Origin of the sequence: Leclercia barmai (assembly GCF_049312895.1) — a bacterium.
GTDB classification, from domain to species: Bacteria; Pseudomonadota; Gammaproteobacteria; order Enterobacterales; family Enterobacteriaceae; genus Enterobacter; species Enterobacter barmai.
This window is the reverse complement of sequence record NZ_JBMNWZ010000001.1, coordinates 1,376,769-1,394,486: the sequence shown is the minus strand read 5'-3', so window position 1 is coordinate 1,394,486 and position 17,718 is coordinate 1,376,769. Positions and strand designations below refer to the sequence as shown.

19 protein-coding genes are annotated in these 17,718 nt (G+C 56.1%); 4 read left to right on the top strand and 15 right to left on the bottom strand.

Annotation, left to right across the window (positions count from 1 at the left end; all coding sequences use genetic code 11):
* Window positions 1-96: 96 nt before the first annotated feature.
* Window positions 97-2,073 carry an alkyl/aryl-sulfatase gene (locus ACOYA6_RS06670; RefSeq protein ID WP_223074098.1) on the bottom strand — a complete coding sequence of 659 codons (1,977 nt, stop codon included), beginning with the start codon at window positions 2,071-2,073 and terminating at the stop codon, window positions 97-99.
* 211 nt (window positions 2,074-2,284) lie between these two features.
* Here ACOYA6_RS06670 and ACOYA6_RS06665 point away from each other — a divergent pair, with 211 nt between their 5' ends.
* Window positions 2,285-2,920 carry a helix-turn-helix domain-containing protein gene (locus ACOYA6_RS06665; RefSeq protein ID WP_223074341.1) on the top strand — a complete coding sequence of 212 codons (636 nt, stop codon included), beginning with the start codon at window positions 2,285-2,287 and terminating at the stop codon, window positions 2,918-2,920.
* 49 nt (window positions 2,921-2,969) lie between these two features.
* Here ACOYA6_RS06665 and grxB read toward each other — a convergent pair whose 3' ends face one another.
* Complete coding sequence (grxB, locus tag ACOYA6_RS06660; protein ID WP_422654312.1) at window positions 2,970-3,605, bottom strand: glutaredoxin 2; 636 nt, start codon at window positions 3,603-3,605, stop codon at window positions 2,970-2,972.
* A 229-nt stretch (window positions 3,606-3,834) separates the two neighbouring features.
* Here grxB and ACOYA6_RS06655 point away from each other — a divergent pair, with 229 nt between their 5' ends.
* The gene (locus ACOYA6_RS06655; RefSeq protein ID WP_039028793.1) at window positions 3,835-4,362 is read left to right on the top strand and encodes a C40 family peptidase; all 528 of its coding nucleotides are present in this window, start codon (window positions 3,835-3,837) and stop codon (window positions 4,360-4,362) included.
* Between the two features lie 10 nt (window positions 4,363-4,372).
* Here the strand turns inward: ACOYA6_RS06655 and ACOYA6_RS06650 are convergent, their stop codons facing one another.
* The 6 genes from ACOYA6_RS06650 to ACOYA6_RS06625 all read right to left on the bottom strand — a co-directional run bounded on the left by ACOYA6_RS06650 (window position 4,373) and on the right by ACOYA6_RS06625 (window position 8,200).
* On the bottom strand, window positions 4,373-4,783 hold the full coding sequence (locus tag ACOYA6_RS06650) for a DUF6691 family protein (RefSeq protein WP_138368928.1): 411 nt from the start codon (window positions 4,781-4,783) through the stop codon (window positions 4,373-4,375).
* Window positions 4,784-4,792: 9 nt separating this feature from the next.
* Window positions 4,793-5,218 carry a YeeE/YedE family protein gene (locus tag ACOYA6_RS06645; RefSeq protein WP_422654311.1) on the bottom strand — a complete coding sequence of 142 codons (426 nt, stop codon included), beginning with the start codon at window positions 5,216-5,218 and terminating at the stop codon, window positions 4,793-4,795.
* Window positions 5,219-5,391: 173 nt separating this feature from the next.
* Window positions 5,392-5,733, bottom strand: coding sequence for a hypothetical protein (locus ACOYA6_RS06640; RefSeq protein ID WP_139565059.1), 342 nt, complete (start codon window positions 5,731-5,733; stop codon window positions 5,392-5,394).
* 68 nt (window positions 5,734-5,801) lie between these two features.
* The gene (locus ACOYA6_RS06635; RefSeq protein ID WP_422654310.1) at window positions 5,802-7,064 is read right to left on the bottom strand and encodes a type II toxin-antitoxin system HipA family toxin; all 1,263 of its coding nucleotides are present in this window, start codon (window positions 7,062-7,064) and stop codon (window positions 5,802-5,804) included.
* On the bottom strand, window positions 7,057-7,371 hold the full coding sequence (locus ACOYA6_RS06630; protein WP_422654309.1) for a helix-turn-helix domain-containing protein: 315 nt from the start codon (window positions 7,369-7,371) through the stop codon (window positions 7,057-7,059). The genes ACOYA6_RS06635 and ACOYA6_RS06630 overlap by 8 nt, the downstream gene beginning before the upstream one ends.
* 73 nt (window positions 7,372-7,444) lie before the next feature.
* Window positions 7,445-8,200 carry a DeoR/GlpR family DNA-binding transcription regulator gene (locus ACOYA6_RS06625; protein WP_422654308.1) on the bottom strand — a complete coding sequence of 252 codons (756 nt, stop codon included), beginning with the start codon at window positions 8,198-8,200 and terminating at the stop codon, window positions 7,445-7,447.
* An 87-nt stretch (window positions 8,201-8,287) separates the two neighbouring features.
* On the opposite strand from ACOYA6_RS06625, the gene ACOYA6_RS06620 reads away from it, so the two are divergent.
* Together ACOYA6_RS06620 and tam are read left to right on the top strand one after the other, a co-directional pair.
* Complete coding sequence (locus ACOYA6_RS06620) at window positions 8,288-8,872, top strand: NUDIX hydrolase (RefSeq protein ID WP_039028799.1); 585 nt, start codon at window positions 8,288-8,290, stop codon at window positions 8,870-8,872.
* A gap of 86 nt (window positions 8,873-8,958) precedes the next feature.
* Complete coding sequence (gene tam / locus ACOYA6_RS06615) at window positions 8,959-9,717, top strand: trans-aconitate 2-methyltransferase (protein ID WP_039028800.1); 759 nt, start codon at window positions 8,959-8,961, stop codon at window positions 9,715-9,717.
* Here the strand turns inward: tam and ACOYA6_RS06610 are convergent, their stop codons facing one another.
* The 7 genes from ACOYA6_RS06610 to ACOYA6_RS06580 form a co-directional block, all read right to left on the bottom strand.
* Complete coding sequence (locus ACOYA6_RS06610) at window positions 9,718-10,908, bottom strand: cytochrome c biogenesis protein/redoxin (RefSeq protein ID WP_039028801.1); 1,191 nt, start codon at window positions 10,906-10,908, stop codon at window positions 9,718-9,720. It abuts the gene before it with no gap.
* A 225-nt stretch (window positions 10,909-11,133) separates the two neighbouring features.
* Complete coding sequence (locus ACOYA6_RS06605) at window positions 11,134-12,435, bottom strand: ATP-binding protein (protein WP_039028802.1); 1,302 nt, start codon at window positions 12,433-12,435, stop codon at window positions 11,134-11,136.
* The gene (locus ACOYA6_RS06600; RefSeq protein WP_138368920.1) at window positions 12,432-13,172 is read right to left on the bottom strand and encodes a response regulator; all 741 of its coding nucleotides are present in this window, start codon (window positions 13,170-13,172) and stop codon (window positions 12,432-12,434) included. Before ACOYA6_RS06600 ends, ACOYA6_RS06605 begins: the two co-directional genes overlap by 4 nt.
* 48 nt (window positions 13,173-13,220) lie before the next feature.
* Window positions 13,221-14,216, bottom strand: coding sequence for an alpha/beta fold hydrolase (locus ACOYA6_RS06595; protein WP_039028804.1), 996 nt, complete (start codon window positions 14,214-14,216; stop codon window positions 13,221-13,223).
* 159 nt (window positions 14,217-14,375) lie between these two features.
* Entirely contained in the window at window positions 14,376-15,290 is a 915-nt protein-coding gene (locus ACOYA6_RS06590) for a bestrophin family protein (protein ID WP_138368918.1), read from the bottom strand.
* A 254-nt stretch (window positions 15,291-15,544) separates the two neighbouring features.
* Window positions 15,545-16,996: a tagaturonate reductase gene (locus ACOYA6_RS06585; protein ID WP_039028805.1), complete on the bottom strand. Its 1,452-nt coding sequence runs from the start codon at window positions 16,994-16,996 to the stop codon at window positions 15,545-15,547.
* A 118-nt stretch (window positions 16,997-17,114) separates the two neighbouring features.
* A complete protein-coding gene (locus ACOYA6_RS06580; protein WP_039028806.1) occupies window positions 17,115-17,639 on the bottom strand; it encodes a GNAT family N-acetyltransferase in 525 nt (174 codons plus the stop codon).
* Window positions 17,640-17,718: the final 79 nt, after the last annotated feature.

Sequence of the window (17,718 nt, the reverse complement as noted above, 5' to 3'; positions counted from 1 at the left end):
AAGCCCAGAGTATACCTGCTTCACAGGAGGATGACGTCAGGTTCAATTATCACACGAGAAAAGCTGCCCGGAGGCAGCTTTACTGAGCACAATCTCTTACGGCGTAACGATGTTGAACCAGAATTCAAATTTGTCCATGTAGCCAAGCATTTCATCAAGCTTCGCACTGTCACCGGTAATCTTCACGTCCCCATTCCCTTCAGCCTGCTTGAGCGTCTCCTCTTTCAGCAGGATTTTGTTCAGCACGGCGCGATCTAATGTAATGGAGGCATCGGCATCTTTCGCCTGTGCGTTCGCGGTATGGTTCAGCACCCCGTTTTCCAGTTCCAGCTTGTACTTGCCGCCGTCTTTTCCAAGATCGACATTGAACACCGCTTTCGCTTTACCTGCTTTCTCGCCGTTGATATGAACCGCCAGATAGTCAAAGAACATTTCAGGCGTCATCGCACGTACGGTATCCGGGCTGGCGGTGTTCGGGGTTGGTCCTTTCATCACGCCATTACGCAATTCCTGTGCGCCGGTCAGATAGAAGTTACGCCACGGGCCGGATTCGGCCTGATAGCCCAGCTGCTCCAGCGCATCCGCCTCAAGGTTGCGGGCATCTGCGTTCTTAGGATCGGCAAAGACAATTTTACTGGTCACCTGCGCCACCCAGCGGTAGTTACCCTGCTGGTAGTCGGCTTTGGCTTTCTGCATGATGGCATCGGCACCGCCCATATATTCAACGAATTTCTTCGCGGCCTGTTCCGGCGGGAGCTCGTCAAGGGTAGCCGGGTTGCCATCGAACCAGCCAAGGTAATAGACGTAGGTTGCTTTAACGTTATGGCTGACAGAACCGTAATACCCGCGGCTGGACCACTGTTTTTCCAGCGACTCCGGCAGCTTAAAGTTGGCGGCGATTTCGTCGCGAGTCAGGCCTTCGTTGGCCATACGCAGGGTCTGGTCATTGATGTAACGGTACATATCACGCTGACCTTTCATCAGCTTGACGATATTGTCGTTACCCCAGGTTGGCCAGTGGTGCTGTGCGATAATGACTTCCGCATCGCCGCCCCAGCGTTCGATAGCGTCATTGATGTATTTAGACCATGCCAGCGGATCGCGGATTTTAGCCCCGCGCAGAGAATAGGTGTTGTGCAGGGTGTGAGTCACATCCTCAGCAGCCTCGATCATCTTTTTCTCTTTAACGTACCAGAGCATCTCTGACGGTGCTTCCGAACCCGGCGCCATCATAAAGTCATAGGTTAAACCGTCGATTACTTCCTGCTGCCCGGTATGGGTGATGTAGTTGGTCGGCTGGAGCAGCGTCACGGTACCCGCTGAAGTGGTCGTCCCCAGACCCGCGCCCACCTGCCCTTTGGCATCAGGTTTCAGCAGGTTACCGTACATATAGCTGGCGCGGCGGCTCATGGCGGTACCGGCCATAATGTTCTCGGACACCGCTTCCTCCATGAAGCCTGCTGGCGCATAGAGTTTCACCTTACCCGACTTAACATCAGCCTCGTCAACCACGCCGCGAATACCGCCATAGTGGTCAACGTGGCTGTGGGTGAACAGGACGGCGACAACCGGTTTCTTACCGCGGTTTGCATAGTAAAGCTCCAGCCCCTCTTTGGCAGGCTCGGCACTCAGCAGCGGATCGATAATGGTAATGCCTTTCTCACCTTCGACAATGGTCATGTTTGAGAGGTCGAGATTGCGGATCTGATAAACGCCGTCAGTCACTTTAAACAGACCACCCACGTTGATTAGCTGCGACTGACGCCACAGACTCGGGTTAACGGTATCCGGCGCTTTCACCCCCTCTTTCACAAAGTCATATTTCGCAGGGTTCCAGATAACGTTACCTTCCGGCCCTTTGAGCTCGGTCTGCGGTAGCGGGGCGATAAAGCCTTTATGCACGTTTTCAAAGTCGGTTTTATCGTTGAACGGCAGTTTGTTGTACAGCGCGTTATTTGCCTCCCGGGTTGCTGGTGTCGCATCCAGCGGGAGCATCTCAGCAAATGCAGAAACTGACAGCGAGGTTAAAACACCGGCCAGTGCCAGTTGTTTAGCAATTTTATTTAATTTCATTGAACGGCCTCTTAGATTATTTGTACCGCCATCAATATTATGCGGCGGATAATTCAAATGCGGACTCATTGAGGGATATTTTAAGGAGAATGGCTTCAGTGAATAGTCCCATATGGGACTGATGATTTATTGCCGTCAGATCCGTTCAAGTCTTGTGGGCTATCGCTGCTATACTTCGTACCACGGCACAGGGCGCAGCGAGAGGCATAGCGTGAATTTTCAGGATATCCACATTTATTATCAGCAACTTAATTTTGACAGCCTGTTATCGCAAATAATTGCCGAAGGGGAACCGGTGACCGTTCCAGCAAATAAAAACTTAGCTTTTGATGCTGGGTTTATCTATTTTTGCACCGAGGGTTCGCTGTCAATATTAATGCCTGAGAATGGCCTGAATATTGGCAATACTATCGAGCTGATGCCAATAGGCCTGATGGAAAGATATTGTCCTCTGGCGAAGTTTGATTATCGCAGCAGCGCAAGGGTACAGCTGGTAAAAATATCCTGGGAAGATTTCGACCGTCTGTTTTTAAACGGCGACCCCGAGCGCGCGCAGGCATTAGCGACCATTCTGACCTATATGTCGATCTTCACTATCGATCTGCATAATGAACGCCGTCAGGTGAGCAGCTACCAGACCATCAAACCAATGCTGTATCGCTATCTCTATCGGCAGAATACCCATAAAGGAGAGAACGAAGGGCTGGCGCTGTTTATTATCAAACGGACGAATATGTCACGTACGCATGTTTTTCGTGTGCTCGCAGATCTGAAAGCCGGAGGCTATATCACGATGAAGCGTGGAAAACTGATTTCTATCGACCGGCCGCTGCCAGAAGCCTGGTGATAGCGGAAACTTTCGCGGCCTTCGGTTAAGGGGGCAAGCCCCCTTTTCACTACAGAGCTTTATCCGTAAACAGCGGGACATGACAGGACGTAGCAACGTGCTCCAGATAGCCGCTCAGGGCGTCCGGATACGGGAAGTCCTTCACAATGGTCAGCGAGTTCAGCACCGGGAAAAGATAAAAATCGGTAATGCCGATCGCGTTTCGGGCGCGTAAATACGCCTCGATTTTACCCAGCTCATCCACCAGCGTGTCGATATACGTCTGACTGTTGGCCATTAACGCCTCGAGATCGCCAAATGCCTTAATCTCACGTTGGGTATAGGCCTCACGCGCGGCGGGGGTGGACAGCTCCTTGAAATCAGCCCGGGTAAAACGCGGGATCGCCAGATTGAATACGGTACGCGTATTGTCCTTACACCAGGCGTCAATCAGCGGATCGCATTCACCTTTAATAACCGGCGCACCATCAAGCTGGTCGACGTAATGGACGATATCCATGCTTTCCGGCATGTAAACGCCCTCCTCTTTTTGCAGGATTGGCACGACCTTTCTGCCGACCATGCGGGTTGGCGTTTCGGCGTCCCCTTCCATAATCACGTTTAATTCAAGAGGCACCTTTTTCAGGCCAAAGATCATTCTTGCGCGGATACAGAACGGGCAATGCTCATATACATAGAGTTTCATAGCGATCTCTTTCTCAAGCGATTAATGGTCCAAAAGTGGATTCATTAAAGGTTCTGGGTTGGTGATTTTATGTGTACTTTATCGCTCAATAAATGAGCGCATGACGTTCATGGCAGAAAACAATAATTAACGAATTTCAGTCTTTACCCCCGGTTTATCGTCACCGGGCTTAAAGACGCTTTTGCGCAATACGTAAGGAGAATTAACCCAGCCCTGAAACGATCCTGTAATGAAGACGTTAATTAAAGCCCTGATTATAATCTGTTTACCAGTAAAATTTGCCTGTGCCTTCGAATTTGTGCCCGCCACCGGCCACCATCATACGCCGCTGAAGACAGAACGCATTGCCTACTCCGGCTCTGTACCTGATAACGTCAAAAATAAACTGGCAACGGCGTATGTGGCGTGGAGAGGAACCCATTACCGCTGGGGTGGTGACAGCCATAGCGGTATTGACTGCTCTGCCTTTACCCGACGCGTCATGATGTCTGCCTGGCACCTGCAGCTACCAAGAACCGCTCTCGAGCAGAGCCGGACGGGACGTCATGTATCAACCCGTGAACTGCAGCCGGGCGACCTGGTGTTCTTTATCACTAAGCCGGGCGTTCATCATGTCGGGGTTTATCTTGGGGACGATCGCTTTATGCACGCCTCGGTAAGTCAGGGTGTGGCGATCTCACATCTGTCCGACCCTTACTGGCAGACGCGATATATGACCGCCAGACGGATCGGCACATCTCAGAATCACTATGCGTGAGTGGTGCCGGTCAGGATGAACGAAACCGGCTAACCAGCACCATGCCGGTGAGCATCGACAGCACAAAGAGTATCCCTTTCACGGCGCCCGTCCCGGTTAATACCAGAGCCGGGCCGGGACAGATCCCCGCCAGCCCCCAGCCGAGACCAAACAGGATGGCCCCGACCACCAGCGCCCTGTCTATGGTCGTATTCGTCGGCAGGACAATGGGCACCCCGCAAAACGCCATTTTTCTGCGTTTGACCAGGGCAAAACCGACGATCCCCACGGCAATTGCCCCGATCATCACGAACGCCAAAGAAGGATCCCAGGGATGGGAGAGATCGAGAAAGTTAAGCACTTTCTCCGGATTCGCCATACCGCTTATCAGTAGACCCACGCCAAAAATAAGACCGCACAGAAACGCCATCACCATTAACATAATGCCTCCTTAACCCAGCCAGAAACCCACGACAGTGGCAGTAACAATCCCCGTCACCATAAAGGTCAGCGTCGCCACCAGAGATCGCTTAGAAAAACGCGATAGCCCACAGACGCCATGTCCGCTCGTACACCCGGACCCCAGGCGGGTTCCCACGCCCACCAGCAAGCCGGCGACGATAATCATCGGCCAGGAGGTCTGCACGTTTATCTCGGGTAAGGTAAAGAAAAGGCTATACAGCAGAGGCGAACCGATAAGACCGGCTAAAAAAGCAATGCGCCACCCTTCTGGCTTCGATAACAACCCCGAGAGAATGCCGCTGATACCGGCGATGCGTCCGCAAAAATGGATCAGCAAGACGGCGGCAAGGCCGATTAACAATCCGCCGCCGAGACTGCTGAGCGGTGTGAAGTGAGAGAGATCAATCGCTATCATTGTCTCGTGCCTCCAGGCAGTACAGGTCATATAAGGTGTTGTAGCATATTGTCTGCAGGACCAGTCCGCCACCGTCCACAAATAAAAAAAACCGGCTGAGGCGCGCGCCCCTGCCGGTTGGCTGGATAAGGTATCAGTAGACACCTGTTCCCATCCCCGGGGAGTCCAGGCCCCTATATTTTCAGCTCCGGAACCAGGGCTTTTTTGTCCGACATGCAGGTTTGCCACGCCTTGCCCGGCTCGCCGTTATCCAGCACCGATGAAGTGCGGTACTCCACGGTGCGGTCCTGTTGACCAGGCACCACGTAGTCAATGGTCGTCCAGCGAGTATTGGCGTCTTTGCCCTCGGCGGTGAGTTCGATGGTCTGGTTTTTTACGATCTCGGAACACTCTTTCGCCGCGGCCTCGACTTTACGAAACTTCTTCTCTTCCGGCGAGGTGCCTTCACTGGACATGGACATACACCCGGTAAAGAGCAGACAGGCAAGAGTGACAACGCTAAGTTTTTGCAGCATCACGCAGTCCTTAGTAATGAACAGGTTACTGCAAAAGCGTAGCTTATACGGCTGCGCTCTTCCTGGTATTAGCGAAGCGGGTTTATGTTGGCATCAATTTGTGTTTGGATTGCGCGACGGGTAGCAGGGGTAATTTTTCCCGGGAGTAGCGCTTCGGCATAAGCAGAAAATCTACTGCCGACATCGGCTATGCAGGAAATGAGTTCCCTGACCTGCATTTCGCTAAGCTCTGCTTCCTGCGTGCCCAGCCAGATCAAATGCTGTCTCTGAATACTCAGCGCCTCTCCCATTATGTCCATCTGATGATATCCGCCCGGACCTTCATTCCACGTGACATCAAACGCCGGTGCCAGCGTCCATGTGCCGTCAGCCGACATCAGATAAGCAAAGTTTTTCGGGTGATCGTCCCGGTTATTGAAAATGACGTTAAACACAATGCGGGCAAAGGCGCGCGCCTTTTCGCGTACATCGTTAGTACAAACCTGCGTGGCTCGCAAAAAGGTGGCATAGTCCAGGGAGCCGGGAACGCGATAATCTGCCCCGGTAAATGCCGCCAGGCTTTGCATTGGCACGCGCATGCCTGATTCGCGGTCAAAACGTTTGCTGGCAAAAGCCGCATGACCTGCCGGCAGATCAAAATATTCCGTTTGCGGTGTATCAATGCCGCACTCCTGCAAGCAGTGGGCATATACCTTCTCGATAGCGCACACCTCGGCATGTTCGCCTCTGGCGGGAAACTTGATGAGCCAGGGTTCATAGTCTTTCACAGGAACCGTGGTGAATCGCATTGTGGCAGCGTCACGATACAATAACGCTTTCGGTCTCGCGCCCTGTGGCGACCCCCCCATTTGCAGCAGTCGGTGTAAAAATGCCCCGCCTTCGCCCTCCAGTACCTCCCTTACCTCGTCTGCAAGTTGAGTCAACGGGATATCACTTTGTGGCACCGCAAGTTCATCCTGAACAGGAACAAAGGACATTGCTCCCATGGCATTGCTGCCAATCCAGGTGAGCCTTTCCAGTGGACCAATGCGCGCCGCATTCAGTCCGCGCTGCCTGAAGAGGCGATCCATCAGCAGCATCCCCCAACCATCTGGCAGGGAATCATATACTGGCCCAGGCAGACCTAACTGATGCTCAGGAAAATTTCGCCGCAGTTTTTCACCCTTCAGCGCAAGAGTATGTGCTGATAGTTCAAACCCTTTCTCAAGCGCCTGCTGGCTGTATTCAAAGAAGATCAACGGACGGCGGGTTAGTGCTGTGGTGGTTGCCAGCGTTCCCCACAGCCAGCGCTCGCCCCAACCCTCGTACCAGACTTCGACACGATCAGGCATTATGACTCCTTTTTCTTATTCGCTGTCGCGAAGCGCTGACTTCGAAGCGCCGAAGATCGTCCAGACTCTCCAGTTTCGGCATAAAGAGGTTTTCCAGCTCATGGCCAAGACCCAGCACCATGGCCACGCGCACCACGACCTCGAAGCCGACGTTACGCCCGGCCTCCAGATTTGACACCGTATTGACCCCTACGCCAGCCCGTTGCGCCAGCTCAGCCTGGGTAAACTGGCGTCTTATACGCTCCTGCCGTAACCGCTCGCACAGCGACTTAACGATCTCATCGGGCTTCCTGAAGTTTAAATCCATTATATTGTCTCTTAATTCAAAATACTGGCATTAACACACAATATTATAGATTTATCGCTGTTCTTTTTCCATGTCACGCTTTAACAACCGATACCCCCAGGCCCACCACCGCCTCCACCCAGCGGCTGTCGGTATCGTCTTCAACGACCACGGTATTAATCAGCGAAAGGTCGCCAATAAGGAATGGCGAAGCGGTATTGATCTTCTCCGGCGACGCCAGCACCACCGTTTCGGCCGCTCTGCCGGAAAATGCACGTTTGATGCACGCTTCTTCGTAATCCCCGGTGGTAAGTCCCGCTTCCGGGTGAATACCGGTCACGCCCATGAAAAACAGATCGGCATGGATACGCTCTATACCCTCAATCGCGGCGGCGCCCACCGTGACGACAGAGTGGCGGAACAGGCGTCCGCCGATGAGGATCACCTCAACCCGGGGATGCTCCACCAGCGCCAGGGCGATGCCCAGACTGTGGGTAACGGCCGTGAAAGAGAGATCCGCAGGCAGGCAGCGCACCAGCTCCGTGGTGGTGGTCCCGCCATCAATCATCACGATCTGGCCGGGGGAGATAAGCTCAACTCCCTTCTGCGCCACCCGCTTTTTGGCATCGATACCGAGATGGCTGCGCTCGGCAAAGCTGGACACCGCCTTTGACGCCGGCAACGCGCCGCCGTGTACCCGCTGTAAACGCCCGTCGGCTGCCAGTTCGCGCAAATCCCGGCGAATGGTATCTTCCGACACCTGGAATTCAAGGCTAAGGGTTTTGGACAGCACCTGCCCTTCGGAACTCAGTTTTTCAAGGATCAGCTGTTTGCGTTGTCGGGTGAGCATGAGACATTCCTGAAGTTGCATGTTTCGATCTTGATTTTGCACGAATGTGCAGATTATGATGATCACTCTACGTAAACAGGAGGCATCGTGCAATCAATTCGTGCAGAAGTACGCATTCTTGACAGCAAAATCTTGTCGGATGACTGGTACACACTCAAAAAATACACCTTCGATTTGCGTCGCCGCAACGGGGAGTGGCAGCGCCAGAACCGCGAAGCCTACGACCGGGGCAACGGCGCAACCATCCTGCTCTATAACCGCGAAAAACGAACGGTGATTCTCACCCGTCAGTTCCGTTTTCCGGTCTATATCAACGGGCACGACGGCTATCTGATCGAATCCGCCGCAGGCCTGCTCGATAACATGTCGCCGGAAAAGCGCATCAAAGCCGAGGCGGAAGAAGAGACCGGGTATCAGATTGACCAGGTGGAAAAGGTGTTCGAAGCCTTTATGAGTCCCGGCTCCGTCACCGAGAAACTCTACTTTTACATCGCGGAATATCGCCCTGACGATCGTACCGGCGCAGGCGGCGGCATCGAAGCCGAAGGCGAAGACATCGAGGTGCTGGAGTGGCCGATTGAGCAGGCCTTACAGGCCATTGATGACGGCATTATCGTCGATGGCAAAACCATCATGCTGCTCTACCACGTCGCCCTGAAGAAGATCGTCTGACGTTATCTCCCGACAGAAAGGGATTTCTGTCAATTCTGAAACCTCATCATCTACACTTCAGAAAAGAGCAAACTGGAGATGCCTGCATGACCGACTGGAACCCTGGCCTGTATCTGCAATACGGCGCGGAACGCACCCGACCCGCCTTAGAATTACTGTCCCGAATTGCGATGGATGATGTTACCGACGTGGTTGATCTCGGCTGTGGGCCGGGCAACAGCACGGCGCTGTTGCAGCAGCGGTGGCCTGCGGCGCAGATAACCGGGGTGGATACTTCACCCGCCATGCTGGCTGAAGCCAGAGCCGCACTGCCGGGCTGTCGCTTTGTTGAGGCGGATATTCGCCACTACCGCCCCGAACATGCCCTGAGCGTGATCTATGCCAATGCCTCGCTGCAGTGGGTAGATGATCACTACGCGCTGCTGCCGCATCTGGTCTCACTGTTGAAACTGCACGGCGTGCTGGCTATTCAGATGCCGGATAACGATCTTGAGCCGACCCATGTCTTAATGCGCGAAGTGGCGTTTGAACAGGATTACCCGGATCGCGGGCGCGCATCCCTGGCGGGCGTCCATGCCTATTACGACATCCTGACCGAAGCGGGCTGTGAGGTGGATATCTGGCGCACCACCTACTACCACCAGATGAGCTCCCACCAGGCGATCGTTGACTGGGTGAGCGCCACCGGGCTGCGCCCGTGGCTTCAGGATCTGAATGAGGCCGAGCAAAAACGCTATCTCCATCGCTATCTCCAGCTGCTGGTGGAGCAGTATCCGCTGCAGGAGAACGGGCAGATACTGCTGGCCTTTCCGCGGCTGTTTATTATCGCCAGACGTGAGCCGTAATCAGGCTTTTGCCTCTTTCAGCAGCTGCTGGATCACCTGCTCCTGCTTCTCTGTGTTTCCCTCGCCGAAAGAGGCGTAACGCAGCTGCCCTTTGGCGTCGAAGAAGTAGTGCGCAGGCCAGTAGCGATTGCCAAAGGCGGTCCAGATTTTGTAGTTATTGTCAGCCACGACCCGGTACGGAAGCTGCCATTTGTCGATGGCCTTCTGCACCGACGCCAGCGGTTTTTCCCACGGATACTCCGGGGTATGCACGCCAACCACCACCAGGCCCTGCGCCTTATATTTGTTAGCCCAGTCGCGAACGAACGGCAGCGAGTGCTGGCAGTTGATGCAGTCCCAGGTCCAGAAGTCGATCAGCACCACTTTCCCTTTTAACGACGCCGGGCTGACGGGCTCGCCGTTGAGCCATCCGGTACCGCCCTCCAGGGACGGCATCGCGCTGGTGGTTACCGGCTGCGCCACCGGTTGAAGCGTCGGCTGAGGATTGCTGGCGGGCGCCAGCTGCAGGAGCGTTTTCTCCAGCCGATCGGCCACCCCGTTTGCCCCCTGAAAGACGCTGTTAAGCCCAAACGCCGTAAACGCGACGGACATCAGCATGGCAACCCCAGCCGCTTTTCGCAGCCCGTCCATCAGACCCGATTTCGCTTTCAGCCGTGCGATCAGCGCCTGCCCGCTAAAGCCCAGCAGCGCGAGCATCACCGCGCAGCCGCTGCCGTATGCCGCCAGCAGGCTACCGGTGGCTACCGGGCTATGCCCCGCGAGACTCAGACTGAGAATAGCGCCTAACACTGGCCCGGCGCAGGGCGACCAAAGCAGCCCGACCGCCAGCCCGGCAAGCACCGCCGAAACCATACCCCGGGCGCTGTTACTGTGAGAGTTAATGACATTGCCGAGGCGTAACGCGGGCCCGGCGATGCGCTGGGCAAATGACGGGAAGATCAGCGCCAGCGCGGCCAGGCTCAGTAATGCCAGGGCTGTCCAGCGTCCGACGATGGTGGCATTCACCACCCAGTCGCTGGCGACGGTAATAAGACTCGCTACAGCGGTAAACATGATCACCATGCCGCACAGCATGGCGATGAGCTGCCGCCGCTGACCGCGAAATCCGGCGAACAGCAGCGGAATAACGGGCAGCGTGCAGGGGCTGAGCAGGCTGACCATACCACCTAAAAATGCAATCACGAGAAACATAAAACACCTCACTAAACCAGTTGATAGTGAAGCTATTACAGCGTGGGGAAGTGTCTGGTGTGTGTGGAGGAATGGGGGTTTTTGTCAGGTGGTGTATGCGTGTTGTGGGTGGATACAGTCTGGTACATTGAGCGGCCTGACCGCCCGGCGGCGCTACGCTTGCCAGGCCTACAAGGTCAAGGGCTGGTTTGTAGGCCGGGTAAGGCAACGCCGCCACCCGGCAATTCACGCAGATGGCAAGGTGATCCGTGCAGAGAGGCCACCTTCGGGCCGGTTAACTAACTGCAACTCCCCGTTGAGCTGCCCCGCAAGCTGTACCGCGATCGCCAGCCCCAGCCCCGTCCCCCCGGTCTCCCGGTTGCGGGAAGACTCCACCCGGTAAAACGGCTGCAACACCGCCGCAAGCTCATGCTCCGGAATGCCGGGCCCGTTATCCTCCACGGCGATCTGCACTCTGTCATCACGCATTGTCAGCGTCACGTCTGCCTTATCACCAAACTTCAGCGCGTTATCCAGCAGATTGGTGAGAATGCGGTGCAACGCCTGCGGACGTGTGGCAAAAGGGACGTTGCTTCTGGCTGCGGTAAATTGCACGTTTTTACCGGTATCGGCGTAATCACACACCAGCGTATCGATAAAGTTATACAGATCGACGTTTCGCACCGGTTCAGGTGCGACGCCGGACGAGCGGGCGTAGTCGATCCCCTCCCGCACCAGGCGCGTCATGCTGTCCAGGTCCTGAGTCAGCTTATCGCGCAGATCCGGCTGGTCGGCCATCTCCACGCGCAATCGCATGCGGGTAATAGGCGTCTGTAGATCGTGGGAAATGGCCGCCAGGATTTGCGCCCTCTCCTTTAACGACGTCTGGATGCGCTCCTGCATGGCATTAAACGCCCGCGCGGCCTGGCGCACCTCCAGCGGACCCTGCTCGGTAAGGGTCAGCGGATGGGGGCTGGCGGGTTCAAGGGTATCCACCGCCCGGGTAAAATGGGTAAACGGACGTACCACCTGACGCACCGCCAGCCAGGCGCAGATCACCACCAGCAAAAGCTGGATCACAAAAACCACCGGCAGCCAGCGGGCGACCGGCGGCATGCGTGGGGTGAGATCCAGCGTCAAGGGCGAGCCGTCGCTCAGGGTCAGGTGGGCCTGAATATGCGAGACCGGTCCCGGCACCGCCGTGAAGCGCAGCGGATAGTGCGTCGCCAGGGTTTCAGTCAGGGTGCGCACCGCATCCCGGGAACGGGCGTCTGCGGGAGGCGCGCCCGGCTCGCCCGGCCCAAGAATATAGCGATAGTTTCCCCGCTCGAGACGCGGGAGCCACTGCGCCCGCTCGTTTGCCGGCAGCCGGTCGAGGATCGCCACGCTGGTGGAGACATCATCCTCCAGATTCCCCAGCATTACGTGCCGGGCGCTGCTCATCCGCTCGGCCAGCACCAGCGTCACGCTCAGGCCGTTGGCGAGCAACAATCCCAGCAGGACGATCAGCAGCAGACGGTAATGGAGGGAACGCGGCCAGAGCCTCATTCTTTCGCCTCAAGAATGCTAACCGGCATCGAAAAGACATAGCCTTCGCTACGCACTGTTTTTATATACAGTGGTGTGCGCGCATCCTCATTTAACCGCTGTCGCACCCGGCTGACCAGCAGATCGATTGAGCGTTCAAACAGCTCCGCATCCCGCCCCTGGGTGAAATTCAGCAGCTGATCGCGGGTTAAAACGCGCTGGGGATGATCGACAAAGACCCGCAGCAGGCGGTACTCCGCCCCGCTCAACGCCACGATGGTGCCGGTGGCGTCGAGCAGATGACGGGCGCTGGTATCGAGCTGCCAGTCGCCAAAGGCGATGATCCTTCCGGCCTCGGTCACCTGCAGATTCGGCGGCAGCGTGCGAAACCGGCGCAGTATCGCTTTGATCCGCGCCAGAAGCTCACGCGCCACAAAGGGTTTGACCACATAATCGTCCGCCCCCATTTCGAGGCCCAGGATGCGATCCATATCGTCGTGGCGTGCGGTCAACATCAGGATCGGCAGATCTTTATGCTGACCGCTACGCAGCTGGCGGCACAGTGTCAGGCCGTCGTCGCCGGGCATCATGATATCCAGCACCACCATATCCACCGCCTGCTTATCCAGCACGGCGCGCATCTCTTTGCCGTTGGCCGCGCCCGTGGCGCGATAGCCAGACTTCACCAGATAATCGACGATCAGTTCGCGAATATCCCTGTCATCATCCACGACAAGAATGTGATCGGTTGTCTCCACCCTAAGCTCCTGTTTTTTAGCGATGGGCAAAAAAATAGCATAGCTGGCTTACAACTTATCCGCATCCACCACCGCCTTGACGAAATCCTGCGGATCTTCCTGGGCCGGATTGTGGCCAATATTGCCGGTAAAGGTGCGATGCTGATACTTGCCGGTGAATTTTGCGGCGTACGCCGCTGGTTCCGGATGCGGCGCGCCGTTGTTGTCGCCTTCGATGGTGATGGTCGGCACGCTGATGGTTGGCGCGGCCGCCAGCTTCTGCTCGTAGCTGTCGTAACGGCTTTCACCACGTTCCAGCCCCAGCCGCCAGCGATAGTTGCTGATGGTCACCGCCACGTGATCCGGGTTATCCAGCGCTCTGGCGCTGACGTTGAAGGTTGCATCGCTGAATTTCCATCCCGGTGAGGCCAGAGTCCAGATCAGTTTCGCAAAGTCGTGGGTGTTGGCCGCATACCCTTTCTCACCGCGCTCGGTGGCGAAATAGAACTGATACCACCACTGCAGTTCCGCCTTCGGCGGCAGCGGTTTTGCCCCGGCCTGCTGATTGCCAATCAGATACCCGCTCACCGAAACCAGCGATTTCACGCGTTCCGGCCACAGCGCCGCCACGATATCCGCCGTTCTTGCGCCCCAGTCATAACCGGCAAATACCGCGCGTTTGATATTCAGGGCATCCATCAGGTTAATCACATCTTTTGCCATCGCCGCCGGTTGCCCGTTGCGTGGCGTGGTGGACGACAGGAAACGGGTGGTGCCGAAGCCGCGGTTGTACGGCACGATCACTCTGTAGCCTTTTGCCGCCAGCGCGGGAGCAACCTGAGCGTAGCTCTGAATATCGTACGGCCAGCCGTGGAGCAGGATCACCGGTTCGCCGTTTTTCGGTCCGATATCGACATAGCCAATATTGAGGTCGCCCGCATCAATCTGGCGGATTTGCTTAAATGCGGCGCTGAAGTCGCTGCCTGCCGCCTCGGCCTGACAGGCCGAAACGGTCGCGAATGAAAGAGTCACTGCCAGGGTTGAGTAAGCCAGTTTGTTCATCATGGTGGTCTCTCCGGGTTTTGTATTTGACCCGTTAATTTCACCACCCTGATGTATGGGGAATATGTGCAAACCAGCCCTTTTTGCAAGGCGCTGTATCCTGATGGCGTTCAGATACACTGCGATACAAACACCCGGCAGGCGAGCGGTTAACTCATGATGTTACGTCAGCTGGTAATACTTGTCCGGCAGTTTGCGGGTCGGAATGTCCTGCTCATCGTTCATCTGCAGCAGGTCGATCTCCATCGCATTACAGATAGCATCCAGCGGCAGATCGTTATTCTCGGTGCCGAACGGCTCCTCGAGCTCTTCCGCCAGGGTATCCAGCGAGATAAAGGTGTAGGAGATCAGGACTGAAACAAACGGCGTCATGTAGTGCAGGTCGCTGACCAGCGCGAACGGCAGCATGATGCAGAACAGATAGACCGTGCGGTGGAGGATCAGCGTGTAGGCAAACGGCACCGGGGTGTTGGCGATGCGCTCGCAGCCGGCCAGCACGGTGGACATATCATTGAGACGAATGTTCAGGCTGTGGAACAGAATATCCGACAGCTCACCGCTGCGGCGTCTTACCGCCAGCCATTCGCCCATAATCAGCAGAATGCGGTTCGCGGGCGAACTGGAATCCATTGCCACGCACAGGTTTTCAGGCGACAGGTACGTTGAAAGCTTGTCGGCCTGCGGCTGTTTGCGCAGGGTCATGCGCAGGCAGTGGGCGAAAGCGATTTGCAGACGGACAAACTCCCCTAACGCCGGGTCGTCCGGTAGCGTGTTTTTCACTTCCCGGAACAGGGAGCGCGAGGCAATCATCAACTGCCCCCACAGCTGCCGCGCCTCAACATAGCGGGCGTAACAGGCGTTATTGCGAAAACCGAGGAAGATGGCGATGGCAACCCCAAGAATGCTGAACGGTGCAACCGTTAGCCTGATGCCCAGCGAGGTGTACCAGGGCAACATCAGGATCACCACGATGGAGAGCAAGAAGTTGAGGAACAAACGGGAGAAGATTTTGGTCAGCACGGAACCGTGCCAGACAAAAATAAGGCGCAACCAGTGCTGTTGGGGTCGAACGATCATAGTCAGCTTCATCGGGAAAAAAGAGCGGTGACTATTAAACGTGATCGGGGTCACGGTTGCAAGAGTGTTAAAAAATAATGACATTTTGTGAGGCCAGAGGCGGGCCGCACGGTGTTGAAGCGTGGGATAGGGAGAGCGAGTAACAGTATGTTGTAACTATAAAGGGTAAAAAGCCAGGACTGGTGCGGTTGTTCCCCTCACCCTAACCCTCTCCCCAAAGGGGAGAGGGAATTGTAGGTGCAGAAATCAGGCTCTTAGCACAGCGGTTTTACGGCGGCACGCATGCCCTGCAGCAGAATAGCATCCAGATCGCGGGCAACCTGGTCTACCAGCCCGTTCACCTGGGTCAGGTCCTGCTCCCAGTGCTCGCTGACGCTCAGCACCGCCGTCACCAGCTCCGTGGTATCGATCTGCTGGTCGTGATGCCGGGTCCACAGCTGCTGGAAACGGGTTAACCAGTGCGCGTCGTCCTGCACCGGGTAGCTCTCGCCGTTACGTTCCGCGCGGTAGAAGGCAATCAGCGCCGCCAGGGCAAACGTCAGACGCGCCGGAAGCTTGCCGGTAGCCTGCTGCCCTGCCAGAAGCTGCGGCAGGATGCGGGTGCGGTACTTGGTCATGCCGTTGAGAGCAATCGACAGCAGCTGATGCTTGATATACGGATTGCGGAAGCGGCCCGTTACCGCGCTGGCAAACGAGGCCAGCTCATCGCGCGGCAGATCCAGCACCGGGATGATCTCTTCGTGAATCGCTTTTTCGACAAAGGCGCAGATCTCCGTGTCGTTCATCGCCTCGCCCACGGTATCCAGTCCGGCCTGGAACGCCACCGGCACCAGCGCGGTGTGCGCCCCGTTGAGGATCGCCACTTTACGCTCTTTGTACGGCTTGATGTCATCCACAATCAGCACGTTCAGCGCCAGCTTGTCGAGACGCATTTCCTGCGCCAGCGATTTTGGCCCCTGGATCACAAACAGATAGAAATGCTCGGCGGTATCGAGGAAGGCATCGTGATAGCCAAGGGAGGCTTCAAGCTCCGCCACTTCATCGCGCGGATAGCCGGTGACGATACGGTCAACCAGGGTGGAGCAGAAGGTGTTGGCATCGTTCAGCCACTGGGTAAAGGCCGCAGGCAGCGCCCACTCCTGGGCATAGCGCAGCACCAGTTCACGCAGGGCATCACCGTTATAGTCGATGAGTTCGCACGGGACGATCACCCAGCCTTTATCGGCAGCACCGTTGAAATGGCTGAAACGTTCGAACAGCAGGCGGGTCAGTTTCGCCGGATAGCTGACCGCTGGCGCATCCTCAAACTTATCCCCGGCGTGATAACTAATCCCCGCTTCCGTGGTGTTCGAGAAGACAAAGCGCATTTCCGGGTTGTGCGCCAGCTTCAGGAATTCATCGTACTGGTCGTAGACGCTGATTTCACGGTTAACGGAGCGGATCAGGCGCGCGTCGCTGACCGCTTCGCCCTGCTCGTTCAGGCCACGAATGATGGTGGTATAGAGGCCGTCCTGAGTGCTCAGCGAAGGCGGGAAGTCACTTTTAATCGGGCGGACAATCGCAATACCGGCGTTCAGATCGGTATGCTCGTTGAGCAGGTCGATTTGCCAGTCAATAAACGCGCGCAGGAAGTTGCCCTCACCAAACTGGATGATACGTTCAGGATAGAGAGCACCGGGGAAATCACGTCGGTTCAGTGTGTTCACAATGGGGGTCCTTGTAATGATTAGTCATACAGCCTGATAAGATTGGTACGATAACTTATCAAACTTAACGACCATGAAACCCCGTTTTGATCAAACCTCGTGTGAATTGTGACAGGATCTATAAGAACTTGTAGAACACTGAGGTCGCCGTCATCTCGCCGTCCGGCATCAGGGCGTAGCGCGGGATCTCGCCCACTTTCTGCCAGCCTGCCCGCTGATAGAAAGTCTCCGCCCCGCTGCCGGTGGCGGTGTCCAGCACCAGCACGGTTTTGCCCTGCTCGCGGGCGACGACTTCCAGGGCCTGCATCAGGCGGCCTGCATCACCGCAGCGGCGCGCATTCTGGTGAACCAGCAGTTTGGCGACGTCCGCCCGGTGCGGCTGATTTTCAGGTTGATCGACGATCAGTTGTACGGTGCCGGTCAGCTCGCCCTGGGCGTTGGTCGACACCAGGACGGTACGTTCTCCGCGCCCGACGCTGTCAGCCACGCCTTGCCAGAACGCGCTGGCCTTCTCATGGCTGTAAGGCAGCATAAAACTCACCGAGGCCCCGCCGGTCACGCAGCTGTGAAGGATGTCGGCTAACTGAGGGAGATGCGCGAGAATCTCCTCGCGCGAAAAAATCTGGACTGCAGGTGATGACATCGTTTTTCTCCTTTTAATCAACGGCATCACCATGCGCGTTACAATTTTGCAACACAAGCACAATTAACAGAGGATTTTC